General features: G+C 68.9%; 11 protein-coding genes, 3 pseudogenes and 1 riboswitch. Of the genes and pseudogenes, 5 read left to right on the forward strand and 9 right to left on the reverse strand.

Annotation, left to right across the window (positions count from 1 at the left end):
* Window positions 1-23: 23 nt before the first annotated feature.
* Entirely contained in the window at window positions 24-857 is an 834-nt protein-coding gene (bla, locus tag ACF1B9_RS14935; protein WP_391745235.1) for a class A beta-lactamase, read from the reverse strand.
* A 503-nt stretch (window positions 858-1,360) separates the two neighbouring features.
* Between bla and ACF1B9_RS14940 the strand changes: the two genes are divergently transcribed.
* Window positions 1,361-1,951 (forward strand): lytic polysaccharide monooxygenase, encoded by a 591-nt coding sequence (locus ACF1B9_RS14940; protein WP_391745151.1) that lies wholly within the window; start codon window positions 1,361-1,363, stop codon window positions 1,949-1,951.
* Between the two features lie 62 nt (window positions 1,952-2,013).
* Here the strand turns inward: ACF1B9_RS14940 and ACF1B9_RS14945 are convergent.
* The 4 genes and pseudogenes from ACF1B9_RS14945 to ACF1B9_RS14960 form a co-directional block, all read right to left on the reverse strand.
* A pseudogene (locus ACF1B9_RS14945) lies at window positions 2,014-2,103 on the reverse strand (phosphotransferase); the annotation flags it as partial.
* Window positions 2,104-2,305: 202 nt separating this feature from the next.
* A complete protein-coding gene (locus ACF1B9_RS14950; RefSeq protein ID WP_391745152.1) occupies window positions 2,306-3,178 on the reverse strand; it encodes an EamA family transporter in 873 nt (290 codons plus the stop codon).
* A gap of 194 nt (window positions 3,179-3,372) precedes the next feature.
* A pseudogene (locus ACF1B9_RS14955) lies at window positions 3,373-3,839 on the reverse strand (HD domain-containing protein).
* A 50-nt stretch (window positions 3,840-3,889) separates the two neighbouring features.
* On the reverse strand, window positions 3,890-5,011 hold the full coding sequence (locus ACF1B9_RS14960; RefSeq protein ID WP_391745154.1) for an NAD(+)/NADH kinase: 1,122 nt from the start codon (window positions 5,009-5,011) through the stop codon (window positions 3,890-3,892).
* Between the two features lie 272 nt (window positions 5,012-5,283).
* On the opposite strand from ACF1B9_RS14960, the gene ACF1B9_RS14965 reads away from it, so the two are divergent.
* On the forward strand, window positions 5,284-6,174 hold the full coding sequence (locus ACF1B9_RS14965) for an alkaline phosphatase family protein (RefSeq protein ID WP_391745156.1): 891 nt from the start codon (window positions 5,284-5,286) through the stop codon (window positions 6,172-6,174).
* 167 nt (window positions 6,175-6,341) lie between these two features.
* Here ACF1B9_RS14965 and ACF1B9_RS14970 read toward each other — a convergent pair whose 3' ends face one another.
* Window positions 6,342-7,739, reverse strand: coding sequence for an APC family permease (locus tag ACF1B9_RS14970; protein ID WP_391745157.1), 1,398 nt, complete (start codon window positions 7,737-7,739; stop codon window positions 6,342-6,344).
* A gap of 336 nt (window positions 7,740-8,075) precedes the next feature.
* Between ACF1B9_RS14970 and ACF1B9_RS14975 the strand changes: the two genes are divergently transcribed.
* Window positions 8,076-8,393 carry a hypothetical protein gene (locus ACF1B9_RS14975; protein WP_391745159.1) on the forward strand — a complete coding sequence of 106 codons (318 nt, stop codon included), beginning with the start codon at window positions 8,076-8,078 and terminating at the stop codon, window positions 8,391-8,393.
* A gap of 171 nt (window positions 8,394-8,564) precedes the next feature.
* Window positions 8,565-9,215: a DUF2461 family protein gene (locus ACF1B9_RS14980; protein WP_391745160.1), complete on the forward strand. Its 651-nt coding sequence runs from the start codon at window positions 8,565-8,567 to the stop codon at window positions 9,213-9,215.
* Window positions 9,216-9,350: 135 nt separating this feature from the next.
* Here ACF1B9_RS14980 and ACF1B9_RS14985 read toward each other — a convergent pair whose 3' ends face one another.
* A complete protein-coding gene (locus tag ACF1B9_RS14985; RefSeq protein ID WP_391745162.1) occupies window positions 9,351-10,088 on the reverse strand; it encodes a transglycosylase SLT domain-containing protein in 738 nt (245 codons plus the stop codon).
* A gap of 4 nt (window positions 10,089-10,092) precedes the next feature.
* A riboswitch (cyclic di-AMP (ydaO/yuaA leader) is annotated at window positions 10,093-10,279 on the reverse strand.
* Between the two features lie 523 nt (window positions 10,280-10,802).
* On the opposite strand from ACF1B9_RS14985, the pseudogene ACF1B9_RS14990 reads away from it, so the two are divergent.
* Window positions 10,803-11,024 (forward strand): annotated as a pseudogene (locus ACF1B9_RS14990) (ABC transporter ATP-binding protein); the annotation flags it as partial.
* Window positions 11,025-11,102: 78 nt separating this feature from the next.
* Here ACF1B9_RS14990 and ACF1B9_RS14995 read toward each other — a convergent pair.
* Entirely contained in the window at window positions 11,103-11,777 is a 675-nt protein-coding gene (locus tag ACF1B9_RS14995; RefSeq protein WP_391745163.1) for a DUF305 domain-containing protein, read from the reverse strand.
* Window positions 11,778-11,873: 96 nt separating this feature from the next.
* Entirely contained in the window at window positions 11,874-12,293 is a 420-nt protein-coding gene (locus ACF1B9_RS15000) for a hypothetical protein (RefSeq protein ID WP_391745165.1), read from the reverse strand.
* Window positions 12,294-12,333 lie beyond the last annotated feature (40 nt).

Consider the following 12,333-nt stretch of genomic DNA (forward strand, 5'->3'; position numbering starts at 1 on the left):
CCCTGGGGTCGCCCGCCGCGGTTTCAGGCGAGGGCCTGCGCCAGGACGGCGGCCGTCTCGGAGACCACGAGATCGTCCGCCTCGGCGTCGGCGTCGCGCTTGGTGGACAGGACTGCCAGCACGATCGGCCCCCGGCCTGGTTGCCAGGCGATACCCACGTCGTTCGCGGTCCCGTAGCTGCCGGTGCCGGTCTTGTCGCCGACGGTCCAGCCGTCGGGAAGGCCCGCGCGCAGGCGCTTGCCACCCGTCGTGTTGGCCAGCAACCACCGGGTCAGTCGTTTCCGGTCCCCCGTCTCCAGGGCACGCCCGAGGACGAGCCGTGCATAGGTCTCGCCGATCGCGCGTGGACTGGTGGTGTCGGTCGCACGGCCCGGCTCCGCCGAGTTCAGTTCCGGCTCCCAGCGGTCCAGCCGGGTCACCGTGTCTCCGATGGACCGGCAGAAGCGAGTGACGGACCTCGGTCCGCCGAGTTCCTCCAGCAGGAGGTTCGCCGCGGTGTTGTCGCTGAACGAGATGGCGGCCCCGCACAAGGCGTCCACCGTCATCCCGTGCGCGAGATTCTCCGGCTTGCCCGTCACCGGCGCGCCCTTCGCCCTCTCGATGTCCTGTTCCGTGTAGTGGATGACTTTCGACAGGAACGTGCCGTCGTGGTCCAGGTCCCTCAGGACGGCCCCGACGGCCGGCGTCTTGAACACCGAACACATGGGGAAGCGCTCATCGCCCCGATGGGCGACGCTCCTGCCCGTCACCGTGTTCCACCCGAACACTCCCAGCCGAACGGCGTGCTCCCGCTCCAGGGCCTGCAGCTTCCGCTCCGTCGCGTCCCCCGGTCCGACGGCGTACGCGGCCGATGTCATGGGGCCGGCGGCCAGCACCGCTCCCAGGCCCCCGGCAAGTACTGCACGGCGTGACGCGTTCCTGTTCGGACTCAAGGTCTCCGCCTCTCCTTCTCGTTCACCTGCGCTTCCTGCACATGACGTGCCCCGCGAGCCCGCCGGTTGCACTCGTCGGCAACCAGGCCCGGTCCAGGCTCTGTCCGCCCGGCGGAGCGCCGCCGGTGTTGCCACTCCGACCGAAATCGTGCGGGCGACGCGTCCTCGGTCCACGTCCGGCCGTTCTCCGTACGCACCGTCGACGCGTGCGGCGCTCGGCGCACTTCCGTCGCGCCGCGGTTTCGAGGCGGTCGATGGCCCGGAGGTCGGGTCCCGACGTTCGGACGGCGTGTTCCGGCTCGGCCGAAATGCCCGATGGACATGACCAAGTGCCCTGGATACTCTCGAACTTGGTCTAGACCTAATGGGGTGGAGTGCACCCGCCCCACTCGTCTCGCGCGCCCCCACACCTCCCTCAGGAGCGAAGCATGCGCAGAAGGATCAGCTCGTTACTGCTCGGGCTCGGCATCGCCGGAGCCTCCGTCCTCATCACCGGTGGCAGCGCCCAGAGCCATGGCTATACCGACGCCCCCATCAGTCGTCAGCAGCTCTGCGGCAATGGGACCGTGCGCAACTGCGGCCAGATCCAGTGGGAACCGCCGAGCGTCGAGGGCCCGAAGGGCTTCCCTGCCCGCGGCCCTGTCGACGGCACGATCTGCTCCGGCGGTATCGGCCGGTTCTCCGAGCTCGACGATCCGCGCGGCGGCGCCTGGCCCGCGACCAAGGTCACCGGCCGGCAGAGCTACGCCTTCCGTTGGCAGATCGAGGCACGGCACGCCACGACCGACTTCCGTTACTACATCACGAAGGACGGCTACGACCCCACCAAGCCCCTCACCCGGGCCGACCTGGATCCGCAGCCGTTTCTGACCGTGCCCTTCGGCGGCCGTCTGCCGGGTTCCACGGTCAGCCACTCCGGCATCCTGCCCCAGAAGTCGGGAAAGCACCTGATCCTCGGAGTCTGGACGATCGCCGACACCGGTAACGCCTTCTACGCCTGCTCGGACGTGACCTTCTGAGCCGGTGCCCGCAGGCCGCACCCGTGCCCGCACCGGTTCGATGAGCGTGCGGTCCTCACGGATGAGGACCGCGTCGAATCGGCCAGTTCCTCCACGGTCGCCACCTCGCCGTCCAGCCAACGAGAGACCGCCCACGGCCACGGACAGCCGAAGTCATCACAGTGCGTGGCAAGGCGTCTGTCGACTGGATATCGGCCACGCACCTACGACCGGGCGGCGATCGGGGGGTTTGAGCCCGGGGCGCGGCAGTCCCGGGCGACGGGGCGTCCGGGCGCCGTCGGGGCCGGATCCGCTCGCACGGCCCCTGACCGTGGCCGCACGGGTCCGTGAGGCGTGCCGACGCCGGTGTCCCCGTCACTCGGCTGTGGCGAGTCGGTCCTGTGGATGGACGGTGACGAGAGCGATCCCCCCGCAGCACACCGCGAGCAGCAGCAGTTCGGTGGCCGACGGCGCGGGCGCGGTGTTCAGCGCCCAGTCGCCGAGGCGCACCGTGAACGGGACGGCCAGCTGCACGGCGGCCGTGAAGACCGGTCCGCGCAGCAGGATGAGCCGGTGTTGTACGAGGTAGGCGGGCGCGTAGAGGGCCGCGCCCAGCACGACGACACCGCCGGTCGCGGCGGGTGTCGGCGGATGGGCGATCAGCGCGGGCAGTGCCATCGGGAGCAGCAGACAGGTGGCGGCGGCGAGCAGCACGGGCAGTACGGCGAGGGGCGGCAGCCCCGCCAGCCGTTCCCGGTACAGGAACCCGTACACCGCGAAGGCCGAGGTCGCGGCCACCACCATCAGCAGTCCCTCCCCGTCCAGCTCTCCCGCGTCCGCGCCGAGCGCCGCGTACCCGGCGGCCGCCGCACAGGCCAGGGTCGCCCCCATCGCCTTGCGCGGGCCGGACCGTTCCCCGAAGAAGACCGCGCCCACCGCCACCGAGGCGCAAGGCATCAGTGCGACGACAAGGTTGGTCAGCGACGTTCCGATGCGCGGGATCGCGAGGAGGGTGCCGGCCGCGTAGCCGGCGAAGCCGAGCAGGCCCAGCAGCCACACGGTGGCGGGGCGGGCGGCGGCCCTGCGCAGATCGGCCCGGCCGGCCGCGCTGGAGGCGGCGACGGCGGTGAGCACCGCGCAGCAGACCGCGGTGCGGCCCACGGCGACGATCAGCGGATCCGTCCCGGCGACCAGGGCGCCGGAGAGCAGCCAGGTCCCGGCGAGCAGCAGGACGAGAGCACCCGGCACAACACGGCCTTTCCACAGGTGGTCAGAAGACGGACAGCGGAGCTCGGGCCGACAGGTTGCCCGGTCCCCCGTGGCTGCCACCCGCCCCGATGGCTGTCACGGCTCTCGTCCACCCCGGGGAGCCCCGGCTCGGATCACCATCATGGTGTGCCCGGACACAGCCGTCCACCGGCTCGTGCCCCCCTGGCGCGGCTTCACTCCGGCCAGGGGGAATCCAGGATGGCGTCCACGAAGTCGCCCCGCTCGAATCCGGGTGTGTACCGCTGCAGGACATCGGCCTTCACATTGCCGAAGGTGGTGTCCGGCTTGGGTTCGATACCCTCGGTGTCCAGACGCGACGGATGCTGTCCTCGGGGACGCCGTGGCTCTGCAGGAATCTCCGTGCCTCGTCGGCGCCGTCCACCTCGAACCGGCGCCCGCTGTTCCGGAACTCCTCGTTGAGGCCCAGGTCGTGGAACATGGCCCCGATGTAGAGCAGTTCCGGATCGAAGCCCAGTTGGTTGTTGCGGCCCTGCAGGCTACCGAAGAAGTAGACCCGGCGGGAGTGGTGGTAGATCAGGTCGTCGGTCGCGTCGCGCACCAGTTCCGTGGCCTCGGCGGCCAGTCGGGTGTCGGGCACCGTCACTCCGGTCACGGATGCGGGGTCGGCGCTGCTGGTCATGTGAACTCCTTCTTCGTACGCATGTCGGGCCCCTCGTCCGGATGTCGGGTCTACTCGTGCGATTCTTCAGCCGGTGGCCCTTCTCCGCCGGGTCGGCCGTCGGCGGCGTCCCCCCTGTCCGTCAGGGAGAGATGGAGATGAGCCAGGTCGTGCGGGACGGGCCCGTCGTGACGGAAGAGGGGCGGGCTCTCCCCGTCGGCGGCCGTCGCCGGGGCGTCCGTGAGGCGCAGACGTGTGCGCAGTCGCCCGTAGAAGTCGTGCGGACCGAGCCTGATGACGCGCAGACGACGCGGTGCCGCGTACACCCCGAGCCAGTCTCCGGCGTGCAGTACGCCTCGCAGCTGACCGTCGATCGTGACCGCGCCCTGCCCGGAATGGGCCAGGACCCGCACCGCGACCGGTTCGTCCGGGGCGACGACGACGGTGCGGTTGAAGGTCATGTGGGGTGCGACGGGCGTGAAGAGGACGGCGTCCATGCGGGGTGAGACCACCGGGCCGCCCGCGGCGAAGCTGTAGGCGGTCGACCCGGTGGGCGTCGCCATGATCACGGCGTCGGCCGAGTACGAGGCGAGAAGCCGACCGCCGATGTAGACGCCGAGACTCACCTGTCGGTCGCGCGCGAGTTTCTCGACGACGACGTCGTTCAGAGCCGTGACGTCCAGCGCCACGCCCCAGCCCTCCGCCGCGGCCTCGGCCTCCCGGTCGACCTGGGGAGGCGGCAGCATCGGGCGGCGTCCGTAACCCATCAGGGCGTCGATGTCCTTGGGCACTTCGAGTACGCGGGAGGCCCGCATCGTCAGCGTCATGCGTTCCTCGACATCGGCCTGCCCGTGGTGGACGGCATCGAGCGACCGCACGACGTCAGCAGCCGGCACCTCGGTCAGGAAGCCGACCCGGCCCAGGTCGATCCCGAGGACGGCGGCACGGTTCTTGGCCGCGATCCGGGCACCGCGCAGAAATGTTCCGTCGCCGCCGAGCGTCACGATGAGATCGGGGTTGCCCGCGACGTCCGCCTCCTCACGGCCGCCGCGCCGCCGTGCGTCGTCACGCCACACGTCGATCTCCATGCACGGAATGCCTTCGCCCGCGCACCAGCCGCGTACGACGTGCTCCGTGGCGACGGCCTCGGGGCGGCCCCGGTGGACAACGACTCCCACCCGCTCGACACTCATCCCGCTCCGACTCCCCGTGTTCCGACGATGTGGTGGCGACGTCCTGCTCCCACCTTGACCGCTCAGGGGTGCGCCTGCTCGGTCGCCGGGCCGACGGGCGGTCCCCGCTCAGGCGATCGGACCCCGGAGCGACCTGCCCGCCGCGAGGGCAGACTGGTGGGGAAGGGTTCGTCCGCTCTTCGTCCACGGAACACGGCCGAGTCCACGCGGTGACCCTCGGGGTTGCGGCGCCCCACACGGCGCGTGCTCGTCGCTTCTGTCCGGAGCAGGCCATGACCGCAGTCCAGGCGTCCAGGCGCAGTCCACGTTCCCTCATCGCGCCGGCCGGGGCCGTGGCTCTCGCCGCCGCCTCGATCGGCCTCTGGGCCAGCACCGGTTCCACGGCACGGGCCTCCGCTCTCCCGGCCCCCGATCATGTGGTGGTCGTGGTGATGGAGAACCACGCCTACACCCAGGTGATCGGCAGCTCCAGCGCCCCGTACATCAACAACACGCTCAAGGCGGGTGGCGCGAACCTCACCCGGTCCTTCGGGCTCTCCCACCCCAGCGAGCCGAACTACTACATGCTGTTCTCGGGCTCCCGTCAGGGCCGCAACGACGACAGTTGCGTGTGCGTCGGTTCCCTGTCCGCACCCGATCTCGCGTCCGAGCTGATCGCCGCGGGAAAGACCTGGGCCAGCTACAACGAGACGCTTCCCAGCCAGGGTTCGACCGTCTGCAGAAGCGGCGACTACGCCCAGCAGCACAATCCCTGGTTCGGGTTCGCCAATGTACCGACCAGCACCGCGAAGGCCATGACGCAGTTCCCGGCCGACTTCACGAACCTGCCGAAGGTGTCGTTCGTCGTGCCGAACCTGTGCAACGACATGCACGACTGCTCGGTGGCCACGGGCGACACCTGGCTCAAGAACGAGCTGGGCGCCTATGCCGCCTGGGCCAAGACGCACAACAGCCTTCTGGTCGTCACGTTCGACGAGGACGACGAGCTGTCGGGCAACCGCATCCCCACCATCCTCTACGGAGAGCACGTCATCCCCGGCAGCTCCAGCGGTGCCACCTACAACCACTACGACGTTCTGCGCACCCTGGAGGACCTGGCCGGGCTGACGACCCACGCCGGCCACGCGGCCTCGGCATCCGACATCACCGGTGTCTGGAACTGACAGCGGTGCGCGCTTCGGACTCCAGCGGCGCCGAAGCCGCCGTGCCCGGCACCTTCCTGGCGCCGGGCACGCTTGCTGATGACGTCCCCCGTCGCCCCGGCCTGTCCGGGGTCACGGCTCGGCGGCCGGAGCGGGAACCCGGTCCCCGCCCCCGTCCTCCGGTGTGGTCAGGACTGCGCGTCCTCCGGAATGCTGACCAGCCATCGGGTCTCCCCGCGGGGGCGCAGGTACAGCACCCAGTAGAGCGTGGCGACCGCCGTGATCCCGCCGGTCCACAGCAGGTACTCCGTCTCCTGCTGGGCCAGGATGTACGCGAGCACGACGATGAGCAGCACGGGGATCGCGGGCCACAGCGGCATGCGCCAGGCCGGCGCCTCACGGTGCGCGCCGCGGCGGCAGAGCAGGGCTGCGACCGCGACCAGCAGATACATGCCGGTGACGGAGACGCCGGTGACGCCGTACAGGGTGTCGAGGTTGACGAAGCAGAGCGCCGCTCCGGGAACGCCGACGACCAGCGTCGCCACCCATGGGGAGCCGAACCGGCCGAGGCGGGACAGCGCGGCGTTGACCGGCTCGGGCCAGGCCTTGTCGCGGGCGGAGGCGAACAGGACCCTTGAGTTCTGGATGACCATGACGATGCCCGCGTTGATGATCGCGAGAGCGACGCAGAGGCTGACGAACGTGCCGACGGCCGAGTTGGACCAGGCGGCGACCATGGTGTTCAGGTCCCCGGAGGTCAGGGCCGCGAGGTCAGGGGCGCCGAGCGTGATGGCGATGACCGGGACGAGGATGACCGCCGTGGAGATGGCTAGCGTGGCCAGCACGGTACGGGCGACGTTGCGCCGCGGGTTCTCCAGTTCCTCCGAGAGGTAGACGGCCGTGGAGAAGCCCTGGGTGATGAAGAGCGCGATCGCGAGCCCGGAGACCACCATCATCGCGGTGACCGTGGAAGTCGTTCCGCTCGACGAGGCGACCGAACCGTGCACCAGCGCGGAGGCCCCACGCTCGGAGTGCGCGAACCCGAGAACGGCGACGACGCCCGCCGCGATCACCTCCAGAACGAGGAAGATCCCGGTGATCCACGCGTTGGCGCGCAGGTCGAGGAGACCGGCGAGGGTGGCGAGCACCATGACGCCCGCGCCCGCGGCGGAGGCCGGAATGTGCACGACGGGGGCGAGGTAGTCGGCCGTTCCCATGGCGATGACCGGGGGCACGATCATCACGACCAGCAGGGAGAGCACGAAGACGAGCCACCCGGCCAGCCGTCCTGCCATGGTCGACACCATGGCGTACTCGCCGCCCGCGCTCGGAACGAGGGTGCCGAGCTCCGAGTAGCAGAAGGCGACCGCGATACAGAGCAGTGAGCCGATGGCGATGGTGAGGGCGGTGTATGTGCCGAGGCTGGAGAACAGGTCCGGAACGACCACGAAGAGGGTCGAGGCGGGCGTCACGCAGGACAGCGTGAGCAGTGTCCCGCCCACGACGCCGATGGAACGCTTGAGCTTCTGTGGGGTGGGGCCGGTCGCCGGCGCGAGCGCCTGGGGAGCGCTGAGCGTTTCGGTCATCGTGCGATTCCGATCAACAGGTGCGGTGTCTGAGCACGGGAGCGGTATCGCCTCCAGACGAGGACGTGGTGAGTGGTTTCATCGCTCCCAGCGCGACATGCAATCCTGACGAGTTCCGCAGGTCAAGAGCTGTTCACCTTCGGAATTCGTTGTTTCGGAAGCAGGATCCGACTGTTTGGTGTTAAGAGTGCGTCAATCTGTTGGGAATCCGCGGGTACGGGAACCGCAGCCGGATCCCGGGGAAAGTTTTGCCCGTTCCGCATTCCGGAAGGGTGGGCGCCGTGAAGCCGGGTGCCGCAGGTCGCGCATCCACCGTCCTGGTGCCAGCCTGGATACATGGCTTGGGCGTCATGGACGACTCGCGGTGTGTTCTCCGGGCACGGTGGCGTGCTCACGGAAGAGGTCGGCGTCCTGTCGGGGGATCTGACTGTTCACACGACCTGGGCCGATGACACGGCCCAGGTGACGGTGCAATACACAGGGGCGATCGACTGGTTCACCATGTCGGGCAGTCCGGTGCCGTGCTGCTCGGAGGATGACAGCCGGCGTCTGCACGACGCGGTGGTGCGGTCCGTTCGGGAGGGGGAGGCGGCCACGGTTCCCAGACCGCCGCCCCGGAGCTCGGAGCGGCCCACGGAGAGCGCCCAGGATTGACGGTCACGTCGCCGGGCGCACGGTGGGACGCGACGTAGCGCGCGGGAACGCCGAAAACGGCGTCCAGGCGGACGACGGTACGGACGCCGTGGGACGGCCCTTGGGACGTGTCTTCGAAACTGCCGCCTGCCGTGCGACACCAGCCCAAAGACACGTTCTAGGATCCTCCGCATGAGCGGAGCGTTCAGCGGCTGGACAGAGCAGGCATTCGAGCTGCTTCTGCAGTTGGAGGGTGCACCTTCGCGGGAAGCGCGCGAGAAACTCCGGAAGGACCGGGAACGCCTGGTCCGGCAGCCCATGATCGCCTTGCTGAACGATGTGGCGGACGCGGACCGGGCGTACGAGGACTTCTCCGTCTGGGGTTTCCGCAAGGATCCGTGGTGGTGGCAGCATCAAGCGGCGGAGATCCGGATCGCGCGCAATGTCCGGATCGGCCTGCGCTTCGATCTCGACGGGCTCCGGATCAACGGCGGCTGGGATTATCCGGATCCGGGGCAGATCCCGTTGTTCCGTACGGCAGTTGCCGCGCGGGAGAGCGGACCGGAGCTGGTGCGCGCCGTCGAGGCCCTGCAGGCGCGAGGGTACGAGATCACCGGTGACGTCATGCAGCGCGTACCGCGTGGTCACGACGCCGGTCATCCGCGCGCCGCTTTCCTTCGGCACCGCTCGGTATCCGCCGCCCGTCCCCTCGGCGGGGACTGCGCACAGCACACAGCCGCGCTGGTCGACTCCGTGCTCGTGGCGGCGGAGGAATTGGCGCCCCTGCTGTCCTGGCTCGCCCGCCATGTGACCGTTCCGGGCTCCTGTCGGCCTGTCACATGACATCGCCGCCGCGTGCGGCTCTTGCCGACGAACCGCCGAAAGGCGGTCCCTGACCGGTGGGTGGTCCGTTGCCGGGAGAAGTCCCGGCCTCTCGCCACCCGTCGGTCCTGAACCACCTTTCGGTGCGGCTGTGCGTCAGTACGCCCCGAAGACGTTGTCGATCGAACCGTACTTGTCGGCGGCGTAGTTGCACGCTGCGGTGATGTTGGCGACCGGGTCGTAGCTGTCCATGGACGTGCCGGGCACGTGGTAGGCACGGAACGTCGGGTCGATGATCTGCAGAAGGCCCTTGGAGGGCGTTCCCGCGGCAGCGTTCGAGTCCCAGTTGTTGATGGCCAGCGGGTTGCCGGAGGACTCGCGCATGATGTTGCGGTGGATGCTGTCGTAGCTGCCGGGGATGCCGTGCTGGGCCATGACGGCCAGCGCCTCCCTGATCCAGCCGTCCAGATTGTTCGCGTACGTCGCAGATTTTGCCGCCGGGGTGGTCGCGGCCGATACAGCGGCGGTTTTCACGGTGGACGCGGCGGGGGTGGCTGCCCCGATGGTGAGCGTCATGCCCGGGACGATCAGTCCGGGATTGTCGCCGACGACCTTTCGATTGTCCGCGTACAGCTTCTGCCAGCCACCGCTGAGGGAATGCTCTTTCGCGATCTTGGAAAGGGTGTCTCCGGCGATCACGGAATACGTTGCGGGCGCAGCCTTCTGTACGGAAACCACGGCCTTGGAGGCGGTGGCGGCCTGCGCCGGCGCGGCGGAGGCGAAGCCGGCACCCACCAGCGGAAGTACGAGGGCGACTCCGCCGGTGGCCGCGGCGATGAAGCCGCGGGTCAGCGAAGTGGACTTGCGACGATCGCGCTTACCCGTTATGGACATGCTGAATTCCTCTCCGTCGCCTGCGAGGTGAGCTGTCGGGTTCGGACTGGAGATGTCCGGCCGCACACGAATGCGACTTCACCCCGAGCCGTTCCGGATACCGGACCGGCGGCTTACCTGGGTCCCCCGCTCCTGCCGTACACGAGTGGGTCGGGTTCTCGGACGGCGGCAGGATTTGGCGTTCCGTCCGGATTGACGGTGACCGTAGGCGAGAAACAGCGAAAGGAACAAGCCCCCATTTCTGGATCACATTTCATTCGCAAGATCGATTAATGGAATTCGCAGTAATCAACCTCACACCGCGCGGCTGAATTCCCTTGCACAGAAGGGAAGTGCACCGGTCACCGAGACCTTCGAACCCCCGAACGTGACGCGCACCACGAAGCCGCAAAAGGGACATTTCTTTTGGCATCCAAATGGTGCAGCAGGTAGAGAAAGTCTCTTTAATGACGAAATTAATCATTTTGGATAAATCGGTCATGCAGTGACATTCGACTGCTTACTCGAAGGCTCTTCGCTCCTGCACACCGCTCAGCGGACCGACCACGTCCGAAACGGCTCCGTCACCCCGGGGCTTTGCCTTTCGTCCTGCGGCTACGAAGCCCCCTTCACCACAAGCACTGAGCATCGAAGGCCTCCAGGAGGATCGGCTCAGCGAGGCGCGCGACCGCCATGAGGAAGCCGCGGACGCGATCCGTGATGATGCCGAGATCCGTGCTGATGCTGGACGAGCCGACGAACAACCTCGACATCGCCAGCGTGCGGCAGCTGACCGGTGCACTCGCGTCCTACAAGGGTGCGTTGCTGATCGCGAGCCACGACCTGCCGTTCCTCGAATCGGTCGGCATCACCCGCTGGCTTGTCCTCGGGGAGGATCTCCAGGACACCACCGCGGAGGAGGTGGGCGACCTGCTCGCGGCGTCGGCAGCGGGCTGAGCAGTCAGGTGGCTCCGAGGAACACGCACAAGAGGGGGTGCGGGCCGCGTGAGGCCGAGGCCCACACCCCCACAGGGGTCAGAGCCTGGCGATGATCTTGTTCATCTTCTCGATCTCGGCCGTCTGGGTGGTGATGACGGCATCGGCGAGTTTCTTCGCGTCGGCGTCGCCGCCCTTCTCCCGCTCGGTCTCGGCCATGGTGACCGCGCCTTCGTGATGACCGACCATGAGCTGGGCGAACTTCTTGTCGAAGTCCTTGCCCCTGGCTGCCTCAAGGCCGCTCATGTCCTGGTCGGACATCATCCCGGGCATTCCGGGGCCGTTCGAACCATGGTCCATGCCGGGCATGTCACCCATGGAGGCAGAGGCCGCGGGCAGCGGCTCGCCCCAGGACTTCAGCCAGCCCTTCATGGTGCTGATCTCGGGGTCCTGGGCCTTCTCGATCGCTGCGGCCAGTGTCTTGATCTCGGGGTCGGCGGCCCGGCCGTCGGCCAGCTTCGCCATCTCGATGGCCTGCTGGTGATGCGGGATCATCTGCTGCGCGAACTCCACGTCCGCAGCGTTGAACGTACCGCCGGGAGCGGCCGACGCGGCGGCAGTGGCGGAGCCGTGGTCCATGCCGGGCATGGACGAGCTGTCGGACTTGGAGCTTTCGGAGGAGCCACAGGCCGCCAGCGTCAGAGCGAGCGCGGCGACGGTGCCGACGGCCGCGAGCGCGCGGCGACGGGTGGCGGTGGACGAAGAAACGGACATCACACGTTCTTTCCAGGTGGATTGCGCCACTTCGGTGGCGCGCGAAAGGGACAGGAGAATCCGTCCGGCCGGACGGCCGGGAGCGGCGAACACCTGTCACGTCCGCGCGACGCACACCTGGAGCAGTAGATCCCTGCCGGCGAACGGCGGCCCCCGCCGTGCCGGTCCGCGCACCTCCGTGCACCGTCTCCCGGGCATCGACAGGGCCAGGACCACCAGGCCCAGCGCCATGAGCAACGGCAGCAGCCGGTCGCGCGCATGGGTGAATACGCACGACTCACCGCTCGTCCCCGGCGTGACGGCTGCAGCGTGCGCCGGGCCGGGCTCGTCCGGCACGGCGGTGTGGGCTGCACTCGTCGTCATCGACATGTGCATGTCCGAGGCCGCCACCGGGGCGCCGTGACAGCCCTCGGCGGCGCTCGCCGGGGCCCCGTGCATGAGGAACAGGCCGCACAGGACGGCACACAGCACGAGCAGCCGGGACGCTCCCGGTGTGCGCGCACGTCTGCGGTCCACGGCTGCCTCGCATGCTCGGTCGTACGGGTTTCTGAGGTAC

The organism is Streptomyces sp. NPDC014727, from assembly GCF_043083485.1.
Lineage (GTDB): Bacteria > Actinomycetota > Actinomycetes > Streptomycetales > Streptomycetaceae > Streptomyces.